The organism is Companilactobacillus sp. y65-5 (assembly GCF_057541095.1).
In genome coordinates this window covers 592,548-612,865 of sequence record NZ_BAAJOA010000001.1, presented here as the reverse complement: position 1 = coordinate 612,865, position 20,318 = coordinate 592,548, and the positions used below count along the sequence as shown (strand labels likewise).

The 20,318-nt window shown below is 38.5% G+C and carries 22 protein-coding genes; 15 read left to right on the top strand and 7 right to left on the bottom strand.

Annotated elements, in window-relative coordinates; translation table 11 throughout:
* Nucleotides 1–18: 18 nt before the first annotated feature.
* On the top strand, nt 19–1,326 hold the full coding sequence (locus tag AC27FM_RS03165) for a bifunctional folylpolyglutamate synthase/dihydrofolate synthase (RefSeq protein WP_487085879.1): 1,308 nt from the start codon (nt 19–21) through the stop codon (nt 1,324–1,326).
* 299 nt (nt 1,327–1,625) lie between these two features.
* Here the strand turns inward: AC27FM_RS03165 and AC27FM_RS03160 are convergent, their stop codons facing one another.
* The 5 genes from AC27FM_RS03160 to thrC form a co-directional block, all read right to left on the bottom strand.
* Complete coding sequence (locus AC27FM_RS03160) at nt 1,626–2,060, bottom strand: ACT domain-containing protein (RefSeq protein ID WP_487085878.1); 435 nt, start codon at nt 2,058–2,060, stop codon at nt 1,626–1,628.
* Nucleotides 2,061–2,172: 112 nt separating this feature from the next.
* On the bottom strand, nt 2,173–2,562 hold the full coding sequence (locus AC27FM_RS03155) for a winged helix-turn-helix transcriptional regulator (protein ID WP_487085877.1): 390 nt from the start codon (nt 2,560–2,562) through the stop codon (nt 2,173–2,175).
* Between the two features lie 64 nt (nt 2,563–2,626).
* Nucleotides 2,627–3,841 (bottom strand): MFS transporter, encoded by a 1,215-nt coding sequence (locus tag AC27FM_RS03150; RefSeq protein ID WP_487085876.1) that lies wholly within the window; start codon nt 3,839–3,841, stop codon nt 2,627–2,629.
* Nucleotides 3,842–3,988: 147 nt separating this feature from the next.
* Nucleotides 3,989–4,864: a homoserine kinase gene (gene thrB / locus AC27FM_RS03145; RefSeq protein WP_487085875.1), complete on the bottom strand. Its 876-nt coding sequence runs from the start codon at nt 4,862–4,864 to the stop codon at nt 3,989–3,991.
* On the bottom strand, nt 4,851–6,338 hold the full coding sequence (gene thrC, locus AC27FM_RS03140; RefSeq protein ID WP_487085874.1) for a threonine synthase: 1,488 nt from the start codon (nt 6,336–6,338) through the stop codon (nt 4,851–4,853). Before thrC ends, thrB begins: the two co-directional genes overlap by 14 nt.
* 102 nt (nt 6,339–6,440) lie before the next feature.
* On the opposite strand from thrC, the gene AC27FM_RS03135 reads away from it, so the two are divergent.
* The 5 genes from AC27FM_RS03135 to AC27FM_RS03115 all read left to right on the top strand — a co-directional run bounded on the left by AC27FM_RS03135 (nt 6,441) and on the right by AC27FM_RS03115 (nt 12,017).
* Nucleotides 6,441–7,613, top strand: coding sequence for a homoserine dehydrogenase (locus AC27FM_RS03135; protein ID WP_487085873.1), 1,173 nt, complete (start codon nt 6,441–6,443; stop codon nt 7,611–7,613).
* Nucleotides 7,613–8,911, top strand: coding sequence for an aspartate kinase (locus tag AC27FM_RS03130; RefSeq protein ID WP_487085872.1), 1,299 nt, complete (start codon nt 7,613–7,615; stop codon nt 8,909–8,911). Before AC27FM_RS03135 ends, AC27FM_RS03130 begins: the two co-directional genes overlap by 1 nt.
* A 437-nt stretch (nt 8,912–9,348) precedes the next feature.
* On the top strand, nt 9,349–10,320 hold the full coding sequence (locus AC27FM_RS03125; protein WP_487085871.1) for an ABC transporter substrate-binding protein: 972 nt from the start codon (nt 9,349–9,351) through the stop codon (nt 10,318–10,320).
* Nucleotides 10,321–10,339: 19 nt separating this feature from the next.
* Nucleotides 10,340–11,317 (top strand): ABC transporter permease, encoded by a 978-nt coding sequence (locus AC27FM_RS03120; RefSeq protein ID WP_487085870.1) that lies wholly within the window; start codon nt 10,340–10,342, stop codon nt 11,315–11,317.
* The gene (locus AC27FM_RS03115) at nt 11,241–12,017 is read left to right on the top strand and encodes an ABC transporter ATP-binding protein (RefSeq protein ID WP_487085869.1); all 777 of its coding nucleotides are present in this window, start codon (nt 11,241–11,243) and stop codon (nt 12,015–12,017) included. Before AC27FM_RS03120 ends, AC27FM_RS03115 begins: the two co-directional genes overlap by 77 nt.
* A gap of 52 nt (nt 12,018–12,069) precedes the next feature.
* Here AC27FM_RS03115 and AC27FM_RS03110 read toward each other — a convergent pair whose 3' ends face one another.
* Entirely contained in the window at nt 12,070–12,780 is a 711-nt protein-coding gene (locus AC27FM_RS03110; RefSeq protein WP_487085868.1) for a B3/B4 domain-containing protein, read from the bottom strand.
* A gap of 118 nt (nt 12,781–12,898) precedes the next feature.
* Between AC27FM_RS03110 and AC27FM_RS03105 the strand changes: the two genes are divergently transcribed.
* From AC27FM_RS03105 to AC27FM_RS03065, 9 genes are all read left to right on the top strand, one after another.
* Nucleotides 12,899–13,606 carry an NAD(P)H-dependent oxidoreductase gene (locus AC27FM_RS03105; protein ID WP_487085867.1) on the top strand — a complete coding sequence of 236 codons (708 nt, stop codon included), beginning with the start codon at nt 12,899–12,901 and terminating at the stop codon, nt 13,604–13,606.
* Nucleotide 13,607: 1 nt separating this feature from the next.
* Nucleotides 13,608–13,787, top strand: coding sequence for a hypothetical protein (locus AC27FM_RS03100; protein ID WP_487085866.1), 180 nt, complete (start codon nt 13,608–13,610; stop codon nt 13,785–13,787).
* A 176-nt stretch (nt 13,788–13,963) separates the two neighbouring features.
* Nucleotides 13,964–14,578, top strand: a complete 615-nt coding sequence (locus AC27FM_RS03095; RefSeq protein ID WP_487085865.1) for a WxL domain-containing protein — start codon at nt 13,964–13,966, stop codon at nt 14,576–14,578.
* 132 nt (nt 14,579–14,710) lie between these two features.
* Nucleotides 14,711–15,724, top strand: coding sequence for a WxLIP family cell surface protein (locus AC27FM_RS03090; protein WP_487085864.1), 1,014 nt, complete (start codon nt 14,711–14,713; stop codon nt 15,722–15,724).
* A gap of 136 nt (nt 15,725–15,860) precedes the next feature.
* On the top strand, nt 15,861–16,991 hold the full coding sequence (locus AC27FM_RS03085) for a helix-turn-helix transcriptional regulator (protein ID WP_487085863.1): 1,131 nt from the start codon (nt 15,861–15,863) through the stop codon (nt 16,989–16,991).
* Nucleotides 16,984–17,193, top strand: coding sequence for a PLD nuclease N-terminal domain-containing protein (locus tag AC27FM_RS03080; protein ID WP_487085862.1), 210 nt, complete (start codon nt 16,984–16,986; stop codon nt 17,191–17,193). Before AC27FM_RS03085 ends, AC27FM_RS03080 begins: the two co-directional genes overlap by 8 nt.
* On the top strand, nt 17,193–18,095 hold the full coding sequence (locus AC27FM_RS03075; RefSeq protein ID WP_487085861.1) for an ABC transporter ATP-binding protein: 903 nt from the start codon (nt 17,193–17,195) through the stop codon (nt 18,093–18,095). Before AC27FM_RS03080 ends, AC27FM_RS03075 begins: the two co-directional genes overlap by 1 nt.
* A complete protein-coding gene (locus AC27FM_RS03070) occupies nt 18,092–18,856 on the top strand; it encodes an ABC transporter permease (protein WP_487085860.1) in 765 nt (254 codons plus the stop codon). Before AC27FM_RS03075 ends, AC27FM_RS03070 begins: the two co-directional genes overlap by 4 nt.
* Before the next feature lie 54 nt (nt 18,857–18,910).
* Nucleotides 18,911–19,456 carry a TetR/AcrR family transcriptional regulator gene (locus AC27FM_RS03065; protein WP_487085859.1) on the top strand — a complete coding sequence of 182 codons (546 nt, stop codon included), beginning with the start codon at nt 18,911–18,913 and terminating at the stop codon, nt 19,454–19,456.
* Here AC27FM_RS03065 and AC27FM_RS03060 read toward each other — a convergent pair.
* On the bottom strand, nt 19,446–20,264 hold the full coding sequence (locus AC27FM_RS03060) for an N-acyl homoserine lactonase family protein (RefSeq protein ID WP_487085858.1): 819 nt from the start codon (nt 20,262–20,264) through the stop codon (nt 19,446–19,448). The two genes, AC27FM_RS03065 and AC27FM_RS03060, sit on opposite strands and share 11 nt — an antisense overlap.
* Between the last annotated feature and the right edge of the window lie 54 nt (nt 20,265–20,318).

Here is a 20,318-nt window from a genome sequence, read left to right as displayed (position 1 = left end):
TAGCAAGGGGTGCTTATTATGATTAGAACTGGTGAGGAAGCGGTAGCTTGGATTCACACGAGAAGAAAGTTTGGTTCTAGACCGGGATTGGATAGGATCAATGCGCTATTAGGGATGTTAGATAATCCAGAAAATGATGTTAAGAGCATTCACATTGCAGGGACGAACGGTAAGGGATCGACTGTGATGTATCTATGTTGCTTGCTGGAAGAATTAGATTTGACAGTGGGAACATTTACTTCACCTTATATCGAGACTTTTTACGAACGTATCTCGATCAATGGTCATCCAATTCCAGAAGAGGATTTTGTAGAATTGGTAAATGTGTTCATGCCGTTGATCGAACGATTAGATGCTGATGATCATTTACAAGGAATTACTGAATTTGAGATCTTAACCGGAATGGCATTTTATTATTTCAAGGATCGAGTGGATATTGCCATAATCGAAACCGGAATCGGTGGCAAGATGGACAGCACTAATGTTGTTCATCCCATGCTCGCTGCCATCACGACGGTAGGGCTTGACCATGTTGATATTCTAGGTGACACTTTGGAAGCCATTGCCCTACAAAAATCTGGCATCATCAAAGAACGTATTCCAATCGTAACAGGAGAAATCCCTGAAAATGCCTTGGCGGTCATCCGTGACCAAGCGGTTCAAATGAAAGCACCTTTCTATGGTGAAAACAAAGATTTCTTGGTTGATTATTTAGGTTTCGATAAAAATCGTCACGAACGATTCAATTTTAGAAATCATCAATTCTACCTCAAAGACTTGCGTGTGCCACTAAAGGGCAGACATCAGACCGAAAATGCTGGAGTAGCATTAGAATTGTTCTCGTTGTATTGTCAACATGAGAGTATTCGTGTGGATGAAAACAGGGTTCGAAAGGGTTTGAAAAAAGTTCGGTGGCCAGCACGGATGGAAACAGTTAGTGAAGAACCATTGATCATCATGGACGGAGCACATAATCCACATGCAATGCGTCGCTTGACTGACAATATGGTCAGTGAATATGCGAATAAGAATATTCACGTGCTCTTCTCTGCCATCACGACGAAGAATATCGATGAGATGTTGAATATGTTAGTGGATGTTCCAAATATCAAGATCACGATCACTACATTTGACTTCCCAAGTTCTTTGAACTTAGAAGATTACTTGAGTTTGAAAAATATTAACGAAATAACTTTGATTGATGATTGGCACAAAGGATTGGAAAATATCAAGTCAGATATGTCTTCAAACGACGTGTTATTCATCACGGGGTCGTTGTACTTCATTTCTCAAGTACGAGATGAGATGAAACAAGCTATACATTGAAAAAAATAAAAAGGAGAATCCAGCGGATTCTCCTTTTTGTATATTAAATCTCCATATGATATTCACTAATTCGTCACATTTTTTCGGTATATTGAAGTTAACAATTATTCTAATTAAACGGAGGACGATACATGAATTTCTTAGCTATTCCTTTGACTTTTGTCATTGGTTTGTCATTCTTATTGTCAGCTAGCCATATCAAAAGCAAATACGTATCAAAATTCTTTTATTGTATTGGGACCTTTGGCGTCATAATGGCGATGTACATTGCGTGGCCTAAATAGCTGTACTGAATGAGGCTATTCAACTGATATTAGTTGAACATTACTGATAAAATCAAATTGCTTCAATTTATCAAGCAGGTCATCTAGGGTGCCTGTCAGGTGACTGATATCTATTGAAATAACTACACTAGCAATGTTGTGGATAGGGATGTTTTGGTTGATCGTCAAAATACTGGCGTTGGTCTCTGATACAACACCTAAGACTCTTGATAGGATTCCTTGCTGATGATTCAACATCATTGAGATCAAGGCTTTGCGGTCATTCATATCTTCATCGGGTAAGAAAACCAAGTCTTTGTATTTATAGTAAGTGCCACGACTGATTCCTACCATTTTTACAGCTTCACTCACATTGCTGGCTTTTCCAGTTTCTAGCAGTTCACGTGCTTTAATGACCTTGTCGAATGATTCTGGCAGTATGGAACTATCAACGATATAGTATTTTTCCACAATGAGTCTCCTTGCTTTGAAATAATGTAAATTCACTTAAAATTATATCACTATTAGTGAACTAATGTTTAACCAAAAAGAACAGTTTGTCGTGGACTGTTCTTTTTAGTTACTATTCTACATCAGGTAAATCTTGAGTTTCCATATAATCGCTGTTTAGTAAAATAATATTTTCGCCATTTTGTTTTCGACGAGTAATATTATCTTCACCCCATTGGCACAGCGCTTCAAGAATGACGTTGAGGCTCTCGCCGTAATCGGTCAGTGAGTATTCTACTTTAGGTGGGATTTGATTGAATACTTTGCGATTTACGATACCATCATCTTCTAATTCACGTAGTTGTTGTGTCAACATCTTTTGTGTGATGTTGGGAATCGCACGGCGTAATTGACCAGTTCTCATAGTTTGGTGCTTCAAATGACAGAGAATTATTGGTTTCCATTTTCCGCCGATGATATTCATGGTTGCTTCGACGCCGATATTATAAATAGACTGTTTCATTAATAATTACCACCCTCATAAACTAGTAACAATATCTTATCATCAATCACTAATTATACAAATTTTAGCAATTTTCTAACTTGACATCTTTTGCAACACCATTTTTAGCGGTGACCATTTTTTGCAATACCAAAATCAAGATTATACCGACTATTAGCATGCTGACACCCAACCATGGCGTGTTGACCAATTGATTTACGGCCACGGCCTGACCACCGATAGTTGAACCGAATGTAATGCCGACGTTGAAAGCTGAAATATTCAAGGCAGAAGCAAGTGAAATCTCATTAGGTGTGAATTTCTCTGCTAATTGAACGATGTACAATTGCAATCCGGGAACATTCATGAAGGCGAATAATCCCATGATCAAAATAGCAATCAAACCTAATAGATGCATGTTGACCGTCAATCTCACTAAAATCAGAGCGACGCCCAATCCGACTAACATTTTTAGTAGTGCATTCAAAGGATTGCTGTTTGCTAAACGACCGCCCATGGTATTACCGATAGCGACTGCGATTCCGTAAAAAATCAAGATAATAACTATTGCTGATTCGGACCAACCCATCTGTTTGTTCAATATCGTTGTCAAATAAGTATAGACGGGGAAAGTTGCTCCATATCCTAGAGCAGTGATGATCAAGATGAGCAATAATTCAGGTTGCTTAATGATCTTCCACAATCCTTTAATATTAGTTGGTCGAGGTAGTGGTAAGTTATTAGGTACTAAAATAATATTAGTGATCAATCCAATCAAACCTAAAATTACTAGGAATAAAAATGACGCACGCCAGTTGATGTTTTGACCGATGAAAGTTCCTAGCGGAACTCCCGTGACTGTTGCGACAGTCAAACCTGTGAACATGACGGCGATGGCTGAAGCACGCTTGTTAGGTGCGACCACATCTGCGGCGATCAGAGAAGCGATCGCCATGAAGATTCCGTGCGAAAGTGCCGTGACGATTCTTCCCAATAATAAAATCCAAAAGCTCGGTGCTAATGCGGCAATCAAATTGCCGATAACAAAACTGATCATGATTCCGATCAGTAATTTTTTGCGGCTCCAACGGTTAGTTATCAAAGTCAAGACAGGTGCACCGACCATGATACCGGCGGCATAGATCGAGACTGTCAATCCTCCAGTTGCGAGTGAAATATTAAATGTTTTAGTTAAGATGGGCATGATGCCGACACTGATGAATTCAGTCGAACCAATTGCGAAAGCGCTGATGGCGAGTGACATCAAAATCCATGTTGGTGAAACTTTTTTGTTGTTCATATCGTTAACTCCCTATATGTGTTTTTTGAACATGAATATCATTATAGTTAGTTAGATCGAATAAACAATTACGTACTTTAAAGTGCAGTAGGCACGAAAAAGTACCTATAAGAAGTTCATGGAGACGGCTTCTTATAGGTACTTTTTTTAGACTATTTCAACAGTTGCGCCTTGAGTGTCTACCTTCAAGGGTTTTATTTTCCATTTAGGAAATTCTTGTGAAATTTGATCGAATAGTGGGTCGATTTGATAATCTTGAGCGATCGTCATCAAGGTTGAACCACTACCGCTGATATAGAGGATGACGTCGTTATCTGCACAGATCTGCGCCACCTGGCCATAATCAGGAATCAGTTGCTTACGATAAGGTTCGTGCATCTTATCAGCAATCGAGTCTCTGATCATCGGCATATCGCCCAGTTCCAATGCCTTGATCAATACGCCGAGGTGACTGATTTGATATATCGCATCCGCATAACTCATAGTATCTGGCAAAACTTCACGGGCTTCTTCCGTCTTGATCGAATAATCAGGAATAATGGCAACGAAATTTAGCTTGCTATTGACCCTATATTGCGCCACTTGAATATTGTCATTGTGATTGATCGAGGCACAGAGACCACCATAGATAGCTGGTGAGACATTATCAGGGTGTCCTTCGATCATTGTCGCCAAGTCGAGTATGTCCTCATCTGACAGTGAGTTGTCAAACCAAGCACTGGCACCCTTTAATCCAGCAACGATACAAACGGCTGAACTACCTAGGCCGTGGGCGATGGGGATGTTGTTATTGATTTTTATTTTTAAGTTGGGGATTGGTTGTTTCAGATAGTCACAACCGATGACGAAGGATCGATAAATCAAATTTTCTTCGTTTTGATATTTTTTGGGGCAACCGCTGATTTCTAATCGTTGGTCGCAATCATCGAATTCGATCGTTCCGTAGAACGAAACGGCCAGTCCTAAAGCGTCAAAGCCAACGCCGATATTAGCGCTAGTTGCCGGGACTTTAATTCTTATCATATAGATCAGCCTCCACTTTCTCTTTAACATAATCTCGCATGTCGTCTTTTTCGATGACGTCTGTATGCAGGATAGGTAGATTCCAAACCTTGGCTAGGTTTACGGGAATTTCAACACCAGTTTGTTGTTGAATGTCATTCATCAGTTGTAAGTCGTCATCTTGAACATCGTCTAGAATTGCCTCTGCAACGACTTTGATGAATTTGTAAGGACTTGCTGTACTCAACAGGATCGTTGGACACGAGCCGTCTACGGCTTGATAATCACGCATGACTTTGTAACCAACGGCTGTATGTGGATCCATCAAGTATCCTTGCTCGTGATAAACATCGGCGATAGTTGTTTTGATCTCTGCATCGGTACTGTATCCACAATAGAAGTCTTCTTGGATACTCTCGAGTAATTCTGCTGAGACTTGATACTTGCCAGTTTCTTCCAACTCATCCATTAATTGTTTAACGTATTTAGTATCGCCGTTACTCTTATAATATAGTAAACGTTCAAAATTACTAGAAATTTGAATATCCATACTAGGTGCTACCGTCTTGAAGAATGGACGATTGCGGTCATAGATGCCACTATTGAAGAAATCCGTCAGTACGTTATTTTCATTGCTGGCAACAATGAATTTATTAACGGGTAGTCCTAATTGTTTGGCTAAATAGCCTGCTAGAACATCACCGAAGTTACCTGTCGGTACACTGAAATTTACTTTGTCGCCGTTGCGGATTTGGTTTCTCTGTACCAGATCCTTATATGAATAGAAGTAATACACTATCTGCGGTATCAATCGACCGATATTGATTGAGTTAGCACTGGATAAACTAACGTCATTCCCCAATTCTTGTTTTAGAGAAGCATCGTTGAGGATTTTTTTGACGTTGCTCTGAGCATCGTCAAAATTTCCTTCGATAGCAGCTACTTCAGTATTATTACCGTCTGTTGAAGCCATCTGTAATTGTTGAACCTTGCTGACACCATTGTGTGGATAAAAAACTGTGATGGCGATTTTGTCTGAGTTTTTGAAACCCTCGAGTGCAGCCTTACCCGTGTCACCGCTTGTGGCCGTCAAGATCATTACACGCTTATCACCGATCGAACGTTTCATCAATTGTGGTAATAGTTGTAAGCCGACATCTTTGAAGGCGCTTGTTGGTCCGTGGAATAATTCTAGGATGTGAAAATCATCGACATCAGTGACAGGGGTTACTTCATTTGTATCAAAACTCGAATCGTAAGCTGAACTGAGGCAATCAATAATCTCTTGATCAGAGAAGTCTGGTAATAGTTGTCTCAAGACTAATCTAGCGATTTCTTGATAATTTTTATTTTTTAATTCCTCTATATTAATAGAGTTATTGTCAAAATTTGGAAAGACGTATAATCCGCCGTCAGTTGAGAATCCTTGGCGAATTGCATCTTTAGCTGAAATCTTGACTTGGTCATCTCTTGTACTTGTATATAAATTATTCATAATCATAACCCCTTGCAAATTGAATGTTATTATGATAACTTGTTTTTATACAAAAAACAAGTGTTTACTGATAATGAACACAGAAAACAGGAGGTTATTACCATGAACATAGCTATTTTGGGATTTGGTACAGTTGGTAAGGGCGTTTATGAAATAGTAAAGAAGGCTAATGGTAGAACCGAAAGCCTCCATGTGGATCATATTCTAATTCGTAAAAACAAAGAATGTATTTTACCGGAAATGACAGATAATATAGACGAAATTTTGAACGATGAGAATTTGGACGTTGTAGTAGAAGCAATCGGTGGCATTGAGCCAGCACATGAGTATATTTTGAAAGCATTGGAACACAAGAAACACGTTATCACAGCTAATAAAGCCGTTATAGCGTTATATCTAAAAGAATTCACAGAAGCTGCACAGAGAAACAACGTTAAATTTTATTTTGAAGCAAGTGTCGGTGGCGGTATTCCTTGGATCCAAGGATTGGAAAAAGCCTTGAGAATCGACCAAGTTAATTCTATTCAAGGAATCTTCAATGGAACAAGTAATTTTATTCTCGACCAAATGAGCAAGCACGGACAGTCATTCGCAGATGTTCTTAAAGAAGCTCAAAAATTAGGTTATGCAGAAGCTGATCCTAGTGCAGACATTGACGGAATCGATGTCGCTAACAAATTATCTATCAGTGCAGATATTGCCTACAATATTGATATTTCTGATCAAGATAAGATGCCTATCTTTGGTATTCGTAATATCGATGCCAGTGATATTGACTACTTTGCTAAAAAAGGTATGTCGATCAAATTAATTGGAAAAACACAACAACGTGAAAATAAATTCGACTACGTGGTTGAACCATCATTATTTATGAGTCATACATTAGAAGCTAACACACCTGATAATTACAATTTGATTTCACTAAACGGTGAAACAATCGGTAAACTTGACTTCTTCGGTCAAGGAGCAGGTATGTTACCAACAGCTAATGCTGTTGTGCAAGATATCTTAGATATTAAGGAATCAAAAGATCATTTGATTAGGGATTTTGGAAGCAAAGTCGAATATTGTTCAGATTTAACAAAGAATGATTACTTAGTGAGATCTTCATATGATATTAAAGATATTTTTTCAAATTACAAAGTTTATCATGAAGGAGATTTCATGAGGATCGAACAAATTTCAGCCGCAAACATGCATCAGTTGATGAAAGAAGTTCTTTCCTTTGACGACAAAGCCTTTATGGCGAGTTTACCCATGGAGGTAGTAGCATAATGAAAGTAGTTAAATTCGGTGGAAGTTCAGTCGCAGATTCTGAGCAATTCGCAAAAGTAAAGTCGATCGTTGATGACGATGTTGACCGAAGAATCGTTGTAGTGAGTGCTGCAGGTAAAAGTGCCGCAGAAAAAATTAAAATCACAGATTTACTGATCAGTCTGGATCAATTAAGATTGCATGATGCTGATGGTTCAGAAGTTTTCGATAAAATATCAGAGAGATTTTTAAGGATCAGAAATAATCTCAAGATAGATTTTGACATTGAACGTGAATTAAACATCATCAATGCCAATTTGAATAGCTGTTCAAGTGATTATTTAATCTCCCGTGGGGAATTTTTGACAGCCAAACTTATGGCTGCCTATTTAGGATTCAAGTTCGTGGATGCAGCCGACTTCATGACATTTGTTGAGGGCGAGATCGATATGGCCGCTACATCTGATAAGTTTCAACAATTGTATTCTGACAGTGACAAGATAGTTGTACCTGGATTCTATGGTAGTGCTGATGGTCAAATACGCTTGATGCAACGTGGCGGTAGTGATATCTCTGGAGCTATTTTGGCTAATATCAACAACGTTGACCTCTATGAAAACTGGACAGATGTGTCTGGCATTTTGATGGCTGATCCTAGGATCATTAATAAGTGCAAGCGGATCGATTCACTCACATATGGTGAATTACAAGAATTATCATATATGGGATTCAATGTCTTCCAAGAAGAAGCCGTTCAACCTGTTAGAATCAAAAATATTCCTACAAAGATTTTGAACACGAATCATCCTCACGGCGGTGGGACATTAGTCGTTGATCGCATCAAGAGGGATGGAAAGCAATTCATCACAGGCATCGCTGGTAAAAAGAATTATTCGATTATTACAATTAAGAAATATCAATTGAACAAGCACTTGGATATCCTACAAAAAGTTTTGTCAATATTCCAAAAATACAATTTGATTGTTGATTCCGTACCTTCAGGTACAGATTCTTTTCGATTCTTATTACCACAAAACATGTTTAAGAATATGGAAGTGGTAATTTCAGAATTAAAAGATAACTGCAATTTGGATGATGTCTTCGTAAATGACAATATTGCACTGATCGCCGCAGTTTCGACAGAATTAAGTAATCGCCCGGCCATCGCCGGTAAGATCATTCAGCATTTGGATAAGAGCTTGATCAATATTAGACTAGTGATTCAAGAAGGTAGCGATATGAAAGTCGTCTTCGGAGTCGCAAATGATGATTATGAGAAAACAATTTCAAATATTTATCAGAATGCAGTTGGATTATAAATAAACCTTGTTGTAGCAAGAGTTTTGAGGGTATCTAAAATTAGATATTTACTCATAAAGTTATGTATTTATTAATTAAAGTGTTGACAATGTAATTTATGCATGGTTAACTAGTCATTGTAAATTAAAGACATGAAAGGAAAGGTAAATAACTATGATAAAACTGAATAGAAATATCACACATTTGAATAGCCAATTTGCCTTTAGCTTTTTCTTTAGATAGCGTTTGTGTTCAGTCAACTGGATGCGAACGCAGAAGTAGTAGCGTTCGTATCTATTGATTGGCTAAAGTTTTTGAACATGTCATTAAGCCAGATAGATACGGGTAAAATCTATCTGGGGACAATATTCGGGCCCGATGTTTAACCAGATGGATTTTTCTAAAAATCTATCTGGTTTTTTATTTACCTTTTTTAATTATCGGGAGGATATTACTTATGAAAAAATACTTAATGGGATTAATTACAATAATTATGGCAGCGGTCGTATTAACAGGCTGCTCATCTTCATCATCACAATCAGATAGCAAGACACTTAATGTTGGTATTTTACAAATCGTTCAACATGGATCACTAGATGCTGCTAGAGATGGCTTCAAGTCAGGCTTGACAGCAGCAGTAAAGAAACATGACAAGTCAATGAAAGTTAAGTACACATATATGAATGCTCAGGGTGACCAATCAAATGTCAACTCAATGAGTCAACAACTAACACAGAAGAAACCAGACTTATTGTTAGCAGTTGGTACTCAAGCAGCTCAAGGCTTAGCTAAAAAAACAAAAACTACTCCAATTGTTGTAACAGCTGTTACGGATCCAAAGGGTGCAGGCTTAGTTGAGTCAAATGAAAAGCCAAATACGAATGTAACTGGTGCCAGCGACAGATCACCAGTTGAAAAACAAATCAAATTGTTGAAATCAATCACTAAGAGCGATAAGCCAATCGGTATCATGTACGATTCATCAGAACAAAATTCAGTATTACAAGTTAAAAGAGCTAAGGCATATGCCAAGAAAAATAATATTGAAATCAAAACTGTCAGTGTAACTAGTACGAATGATGTTGCCAGTGCAGTTTCTAGTTTGAAAGATACAGCTTCAGGAATTTACTTGCCAACAGATAACTTGATGGCTAGCTCAATGAAAACAATCGGTAAAAAAGCTAAAGAGGCAAATCTTCCCGTAGTAACTGGTTCGATCGAAATGGCAGAAGACGGTGGTACTACTACATACGGAATCAACTACAAAGATCTAGGTAAACAAGCTGGGGAAATGGCTTACCAAGTATTAGTCAACAAGAAGAAGCCACAAACAATGGCAGTTGAAACATCGAAAACTTTGAGATTATATGTCAACAAAGATAATGCCAAGGCAATTGGCATCGACCCAAGTTCAATCAAGGAACCTTAAAAAAAGGAGATAATCGTATATGCTTATATCTAGTTTAGGACAAGGATTATTGTGGGCACCGTTAGTTATCGGTGTTTTCATCACATTTAGAATTTTGGACATTCCAGATTTGACAACAGAAGGAAGTTTCCCATTCGGTGCCGCAGTCACAATTAGTTTGATGCTGAACGGTCAATCGACTTTTATAGCTACGATTGCTGGATTCCTCGCCGGATGTCTGGCAGGGGTGGTCACAGGTATTCTGGACACAAAGCTGAGAATTCCATCACTATTAGCTGGAATATTAACAATGACAGGATTGTATTCGATCAACATGCACATTATGGGCAAGTCAAATATTCCACTATTGGATCAAAAAGTTTTAACAAGTTATTTACCAGAGAGCTTGGCACCAGATATCCAAACAATCATTATTGGATTGATAATCGTTTCGATCGTAGTCGCATTGCTATACAGCCTCTTCAAAACTAGATTAGGCCTATCATTGATGGCTACCGGTAATAACAAAGCTATGAGTTCAGCGAACGGGATTCAAACTGATGGCATGATTATTTTTGGCTACATGATCTCTAACGGAATGATCGCCTTATCAGGTTCATTGATAGCTCAAAGCAACGGATATGCCGATATTGGAATGGGTATTGGAACCATCGTTATCGGACTTGCTTCAGTTCTCGTTGGTGAGATCTTCTTACGTGGACGCAAGATCATCGTTAGATTATTAGCAATGGTATTTGGAGCAATTATTTATCGTCTATTACTAACAGTTGCGATGGGATTAGGATTCCCACCAGATGATCTCAAGATTCTCTCAGCAATCATCTTAGTGATCGTTATCTGTGTTCCAATTATCCAAAACCGTATCAAGACCAAGAGACAACTAAAACAATATTTGACACAATTATCGGAAGGTGAAAATTATGAACAACAAGACGGAATCAGAAACATTAGTAGTCAAAAACTTACAAAAGGTATTCTTTCCGGGAACAGAGAATGAGAAGCATATCTTAAAAAACGTTAGTCTAAAAGTTTATGATGGTGATTTCATCTCCGTGATTGGGAATAATGGTGCTGGTAAATCAACACTGCTCAATACCATTGCTGGTACATTGCCAGCCGATGCAGGTGAGATTGTTTTAGAAAAACATAACGTCGCTAAGAAGCCAGTTTCATATCGTGCACGTTGGATGTCCAGAGTTTTCCAAGACCCCAAGATGGGGACTGCTGGAGACCTGAGTGTAGCTGAAAATTTGGTTTTAGCTCAAAGTCATACACAAACTGCCAGTTTGCGTAGATACAAAAAAGCTGATAAATGGAATAGATATCAAGAATTGTTGAAGACACTAAACATGGGTTTGGAAGATCGACTTGAGACTCAAGTAAAATATCTATCTGGTGGACAGCGTCAAGCCCTGTCATTACTGATGGCAACCTTGAGTAAGCCCAAGTTGTTATTGCTGGACGAACATACAGCAGCACTTGATCCAAAGACTAGCCGCGACGTTATGGAAATAACACAGAATATCGTTACTAGTGAGGGATTAACGACAATGATGATCACTCATAAGATGTCTGATGCGCTTAAATATGGCAATCGTTTGATCATGGTTCAAGATGGACAGATCAAACTGGACGTCAGTGGAGAAGCAAAAAAGAATCTCCGTTCAGAAGATTTAGTTCAATTGTTCCAAGAATAAAAAAATAAGAGGAATTGGGGATAGCCCCAATTCCTCTTATTTTTAATTTGAATTATTTATTAAAAACAAATTCAGGATTATCTTTACTGATAACAGTTAGGTCATTGATATCAATATCAAGATAATCTTTGAAGCGTTTGATCAATTGTTCGCCGGCTTCGTTGTGATCGTCTTTACGATCAGGTTGGATATTTTCCATATAGAATAATAGGTTCTTAGTTTCGTCAGTTGCTTCCACACGAGAACTATCACGCCAAGCCCAGCAACGTGAAAGAACTCCTTGTTCGTCACGATAGATTACTTCACCAGGTAAAGCTTCTTCGGTCTCATCTTCACCGATCGGCATGAATGGTTCGCCACCCTTAGCTACGGTAAGATGTACATCGCCAACGATATTGTCAAGATCTTCAGCGGCGATCGGGAAGGCGTATTCTAGTGAGACGGAGTTATAAACGTCAACAACTGGATTGATGTTACCGACGCCCTTATCGTTCTTAGCACGTTTAAGAAGATTTTCGACAGCATTACGAGCGCCTTTTTTAGTCTTAAATTTACGATATGCTTCACGCCAAGCATGAACAACAGGATTGGCACTGATCGGATCATCTGGCACCCATTTCTTAGCAACCTCATTTGCGTGTTGGATCAAATTATCAGGAACATTACTATCATCATGATTGTCAATATCACGTGCAGTCATACAAGCAATTTCGACATCCGGAAAGATTTCCCAAAACTCTGGATCAACGATAATTTTTTGCATTTCATCCTCCAATTATTTAATAATTATTATTTATATATATTATGCTTATTAATTATATCACTTCATCTAGTTCGTATGATAAGTCTCCTTAACTGAAATATGTTATTCTAAAAATATTATGGAGGTGCGTAACATTAAAACTCTAGTCATAGTTTCACATCCAGAGATCGACAATTCTCAGACTCAGCAATTTTTAAAAAAGGGTGCCGAGGATATGCAAGTAACATGGCATCACGTCGAATCCTTGGATGAAATAAATATCGAGGCAGAACAAAGGTTACTTCAACAGGCAGATCGAATTATTTTTCAATTCCCACTGTATTGGTATGCGGCTCCATTTGGACTGAAAAAATGGGAAGATACGGTTTTAACGCGCAACTTTATCTATGGAGATAGAAGATTCCCACTTCGAGATAAGGAATTCGGCCTCGTCGTAACGACAGGGATGCCACTCAAAGACTTCCAAAAAGGTGCAAAGGAAAACATTACCTTGGATGAAGCAATGGCACCATATCGTGCTATTGCCAGTCTGGGCAAAATGAAAATATTGCCATTATTTGCTGTCCCACAGTTTTGGTATATGTCTGAAGATGAACAGATGCAACTGCTGATTGATTATCAACGGTATTTAACTCAGATAAGCCCAGATTCCTTGGCTAATCGTGAGGATTGGTTCGCTGAACATCTAGAGAAATTAGTCAGTGGATTGAACGATCAAGACCAAGTCATGGGTAATTTGATACTTGATACTTTTATCCAAAACAAAGAAGAGCTCGAGCAAGTGAGTGATACTTTGAAGATGATCAAGGAGGGTGAGGACGAGTAAGATGCAAGAACAATCACAGTGGTTACGTGAACAAATACAACAGTTAAAAAATAGTCAACCAGAGTACGAAGACCGAGCTTTCTTGACTGCCTTGAGTAAGGTAGTCGCAGAACAGGATACGCGGATCGACCAGATCCAGCATGAGCTCGATGGACGCCTGTGGAATCACGATAAATGGTAGCAATTGAATTGTATAAACTAACGATATTTTGATAGTATGGTTAGTTTATTTTTTTTGTGCATAAGTTTTGATATTCATTGAGAAATAGGCTATAAAGATGATGGATGTTTAAACAGATTAATGGCATCCAAACACAATATTTTTACGAGAAAGTTTTTTTATTCGAGGATTAAATCATGAAAAATTTAATTAGAGGAACGGCCGTATTGGGAGCTGTAGCCTTTGGGGCTGCGGCAACGCTTGTCACCGCTGGAGCTGCCACGACCGAAACATCGCCAAGCCCAATATCGACGACTTCCACGCAAACATTAACACAAACAGGTAACTTGAATCTTGATGCGGCACCAACTATTAGTTTTGCACCAACATCGTTGTCAATGACGAAGCAAACATATTTGTCATCTGACATTACCCCAACTCTGCACGTTTCAAACCCTGGTTTTTCTTCAGGATGGAATGTAACGGTTTCGGCAACGCCATTTACTGACACTACGACTAGTGCAGGTACTACGGTACCATTGAAGGGAGCTATTTTCTCACTAGATAATTCGAATACAACTCCTTTGGCAGCTGATGATTCAACTAACGTTTCAGCAATGCCTTCGTACGTAAATCCATTGACACTCACACCAACTGCACAAAGAGTTGAATCTGCAGCTGTTGGCGCAGGTGTCGGACAATATACAGCCACATTTGGCAAAGCAGATGCATCATTATACGTACCAGCTGGTAATTTACCAGGTACTTATACTTCAACGGTCACATGGACGTTGAATGATACTCCTGCATAATGATTTTTTGATTTTAAATGAAATTTAGTTTAGAAAGTGATTGGGACATATTTGCGCCAATCACTTTCCTTTATCGAAATTTGAGGCTTACTACCTCAACGTCTCGTTCCTAATCAGGAAGGATGGATGATAATGATAAGGAAAGTATTTTTATCGGTAGCTTTGGGTTTGGCATCAATCTTGTTATTTTTAATGACTGGATTTACGACTGCCAAAGCCGATACGCTAAATTATACAGTTGGAGCTGATCTACCACAGAATCAGATCGACAAATCCGGAGCCTACTTTAATCTCAAGGTCACACCTGGGCAAAGCCAGGATCTGACGATTAAGATATCAAATGTTGATTCGGATAGTCATCATTATGAGATTGCGATCAATCGTGGTTTAACTAATGAAAACGGCATAATTGATTATAGTAAACACGGTGTTACTAAAGACGATGGACAGGAATATAATATTGAATCATTGGTAACGAGCCCACAAGATGTCACCGTTGGCGCCAAATCTACTAAATTCGTAACGATCCACTTGGACGCGCCAAAAGGAAATTTTTCAGGAATATTGTTAGGTGGTATCAGGGTGCAAGAGATTACTGATACGCCTAAGTCCACCAAGGGTAAGATCACTATCAACAATGAGTATGCTTACGTCATTGGATTAGAGCTACGACAAAATCAAGACGAGATAAAACCTAAGCTGGACTTAGGAGATATCAGAGAAAAACAAGAGAATTACTATAATTATGTAGCCGCCAACTTGATCAATCCGACGCCATCGATCATTGATAATTTGTCAGTTAAGGCAACGGTCAAGGATACTAGCGGTAAGAAAGTTTATACACAAAATAAGTCCAACTTATCAATGGCACCAAATAGTGACTTTGACTTCTTGATAGGTGGTCCCAAACAAACCTTAAAGGCCGGCAACTACGAGATGATCATCAATGCTAAGTCGGGTTCACACACGTGGCACTTCGATCGTAAGTTCACGATTACGACTGAGACGGTCAAAAAATTAGCTAAGACGACGATCGGTAATAAGAATAATGGTCCTAATTATCTATTGATTGCCTTCATCATAGCAATCTTACTGATCATGATTTTAGTGGTGATCGTCTACCATAAGAGATATAGAAGATTATAGAGATACCAAAAAAAGTCGCAATCGCGGCTTTTTTTGTTTCCTGTTGGTTGATTAATCGTGTGAATAGTTAACTTTGTATCGCTATACTTAACTTAGTTAACCTAATATAATTTAAGTATAGAAAGGAATGAGAAATATGGACTTGAATATGGGGACGATTATTCTTCAAAAACGTAAAGAAAAACAAATCACACAACAACAGCTAGCTGACTTTATTGGCGTATCTAAGGCTTCAGTTTCCAAGTGGGAAACTGGACAGTCATATCCAGACATTACATTGTTACCGATGTTATCGAGTTACTTTAATATCTCGATTGATGAATTGATGAATTATAGTAATAATCTTTCGACTGAACAAATCAGAAAAATCTACACTTCGATCACTGATTCATTTGAAACTAGTACATCGCAAGAAGTATTGACCAATATCGAAGATGTGATCCACCGTTATTACTCCTGCGCGCCGTTACTATTGGAAATGGGACAACTATTGATCAATCACGGCGATCTGTTGCCGGGTGAATCCAGAGAAGATAAGTTGGAACATTATTTAAATATGGCACAGGAATTATTTATACGAGTATTGAAGATTTCTAAGGATCCAGTTTTGTTAGATAAAGCGACTAATTATTCTGCCTATTGCTCGTTGATCTTAAAAAAACCTGACGAAGTATTAGATAAGTTAGGCGAATATGTTCCTGAATACTATCCTAGTGAGAGCTTGATCGCATGGGCCTATCAATTGAAAAATGACAAGAACAGGGCCATATCAACTACTCAAAGCTCGTTGTATCAATACGTATTCGTCATGATGAGCCAGATTACTAATTATTTACAATTGATCATAGATCAGCCTGATAAATTCGATAAAACATACAAAATTGGTCATTCATTGGTCGATAACTTTGAACTGAATCGACTCAATCCGGCTATAGTAGTGAACTTCTTAAACTCTGCTGCCATGGGATTTGCGCAGAGACAAGAAGTAGATGCAACTATGCAATCTTTGTCAGAATACGTTGATTTGTTGGAACAAATGAAATTTCCGCTGAAACTGCACGGCGATAATTATTTTGACCAAGTAGATGAATGGTTGAACCAAACTGACTTAGGACACGAGCTACCTCGTGATGAGAATCAACTCAAGCTGGATTTTATTACAATCGTCACTCAGAATCCGGTGCTTCAACAATATGCCACTAATCAGGATTTTAAGGCGATATTACAGAGATTAGACAAAGTAAAGGAGCGTTTTGAAAATGAATAATACTGATATTATTATGAATAATCTACCATTGTTTATCCCCTTGATTTTATTAGAGATCGGCTTAGATGTCGCAGCCTTGATCCATATTTTTAGACATGACAATTATCGTTATGGCAATCGAATCTTGTGGGTACTAGTAACGTTACTAGTCAATCCGATCGGTGCAATCTTGTACTTTATCATCGGACGGGAGACGTATTGATGGCAATCTTAGAATTACATCATGTAACAAAAAAGTTCGGTGACAAGCAGGTTTTACAGGATTTGGATTTTTCGGTACCGGAAGGTGCGATTTTTGGTTTCGTTGGTGAAAATGGTGCCGGTAAAACTACTACGATGAAAATTATTTTGGGATTGGAGACTAAAGATTCAGGTTCGATCACGATTGACGGTCAAGAAGTTCACTATGGTAATTCGTCAGCAAATCAGACGGTCGGTTATTTGCCCGATGTTCCCGAATACTATAACTACATGACACCAACGGAATACTTGAGTTTATGTGGTCACTTGACGGGAATAGCTAATCCGCGATTAAAACAACGGATCAAAGAACTATTAAAGACCGTTGATCTACCGATCAATAAACGACGCATTCATGGATTCTCTCGTGGGATGAAACAGCGATTGGGTATAGCGCAAGCCTTACTGAACGAACCGAAAATTCTGATCTGTGATGAGCCTACTTCAGCGTTGGATCCGATCGGTAGAAGTGAGTTTCTGAATTTGTTGGCTAGCTTACGTGGTAAAACGACGATTTTATTTTCCACGCATATTTTGAATGACGTTGAACGTATCAGCGACCGTGTCGGTATTTTGCACGATGGAATCCTTAAAGCCAATGATTCATTGGAAAATCTCAAAAAACAATATGCGAAACCTCAAATTTCACTGACATTTAAAACTGAACATGAGGCACAAAAGGCCGCTAAATTATTATGCACTGACCAGTTGGTGGATAGACAAGTTAGACTCAGCTATCAAGTGGAATATGACACTATGGCAGAATCAACCTTGAACTCATTACTACAAGCACATTTAGTTCCCGTATCGATGAATAGTCAGGAGACTAGTCTGGAAGATATATTCATGGAGGTGACTAAATGAAAGCAACTTGGTATTTTACCCGCAAGGAATTAATGGAAGCTTTTCGCAGTTATCATATTTTGATCATCGTGATCGTTTTTGTTATTTTTGGTATCGAAGGTCCGTTGATGGCTAAGTTGACACCTGATATTTTAAAAATGGCTTCGACGGGTGGAATCACGATTAAGATGCCAGACCCGACTAGTATTGACTCTTGGCAACAGTATTACAAAAATATAACGCAAATCGGGATGTATGTTTTGATTGTTATTTTTAGTGGAACCGTCAGTAGTGAAGTGGCGCGAGGAACTTTGGTCAATCTCGTTACTAAAGGGTTGCCGCGCTATGCCGTGATTTTGTCAAAATACATAGTGGCCTATTTACAATGGTTTGTAGCAATCGTTCTAGCCTTTTTGATCAATTGGGGCTACACACTGTATTACTTTCCAGATGACAAGAGTCCAAATATATGGAATGGTTTGTGGCCGTTATTGGTCTTTGGTTTATTGTTTGTTGCAGTAGCGATCTTTGGATCGTCAATGGGGCGAAGCAACTATCTAGGATTTCTGATGTCAGTCGTCGCTTTCGTGGTGATGAGTTTGCTGAACCTGTTTGAAGATATCCACAAATACAATCCCGCCTCATTAGTCACTAATAATGTCTCGTTAGTTAAAGGTTCCAAAGACGTGGCTGATATTTTACCAGCGGCTTATATTTCTATATTGCTAGCTTGCGTGTTTGTTTATTTAGCAATCTTGATTTTGAATAAGAAGAAACTTTAGAGCCACGAATGTGGTTCTTTTTTTGTGTCATAATAGTGGCAAGGAGTGGTGAAGATGAAGGATTTACGAGTAATAAAAACAGACAAACTGATTGTCGACAGTTTTTATCGACTGCTCAGAACCAAAGCCTTTGAGCGATTGACGATCACTGATATTTGTAATGAGTCATTGATTGGTCGTTCGACATTTTATCAGCACTATGTAGATAAATACGAACTGCTAGAAAAAGAAAATGCCCATTACACATCGTTACTACAACAGGCAATGGACGATCGTATGAGTTCTTTTAGCAATGCAGACTCGTTGAAAAAATTTATTAGATACTTGGAACCTAGTGCTGAAAGAATTTTAGCTTTACTGGCGATTCATGCTGAGAAGATTGATTTACAAATTGATTTTGAACAGATTATTGGAGAATCGCTGAACTCACTTTTGGAAAGAACTAAGATAGCTATTCCTAATGAGTTTACCAAAACCATCTATGCTACAAATGTGATGACATTTATTAAATGGAGCTTGGAAAATGGCATAGATGATAATATTGTGGATTTCATGAACAAGTCTTTTGATTCCATAATGTCGTACTGGATCATAGAGTGATGATATGTTGTTGCACATCTGGGTCGTGATTAGTGATGGTCTCGATTACTTGTGGTTCTTGGGATTTTTCTTGAACCCAACCGATGGATTCTATAGCCTGACTACGGTTGATTACGATACCGGGTGTGTATAACTTGTCGATTGCCTTTTGGGCGTAGCCGACGTCAGATGCTAATAAGACTTCCTTGCCGTCTTTTCCTTTGACCAGTGTGGCTGCCAATCCACGACTGTGACCAGGTGTATAAATGAAATTAATAGAACCATCATTGAATAGGTCGAATGAACGATGAAATGGTCCTAAATCTGAGGGATGAAAATTAAAAGTCTTCACGTCAGTGTTTGACCATGATCGAGGGATGTATCTTAGCTTATCGCTATTACCGGCTTGCCATTCTTCAGCGGACACCAAAATATTCTTGGCTTTTTTGACTAGTGGCAATCCACTGACATGATCGCTGTGAAGGTGGCTAAAGACTAGATAGTCGATATTTTCAGGTTTGTAACCTAAAACATCTAAGCGTTCTCTGACTGACCAACCAGCTGGCAGGTAAGCCTTATTGATGACGATTTGTGAACCTAGTTCTTGCCATTGAGAAGTTCTTACTAATTCATTCCACCCTGTGTCGATCAAGACTAGTCCTTTAGGGTGCTCGATCAAGTAACTTGATACAGGTAGGACGACTTGATTTTTTTGAGATCTGAATAGCCCCGTAAAAGCCAATGGATTACGAGAAACTTCGTGAAATGGTACTCCTTTATCTACTCGTACTAACCCAGTATGTAAAACGTGAATTTTTATATCTTGCATATTTTGTCCTCTCAATTGTTTGATGATTTCAGTATATAAGGATTATTTTATTAA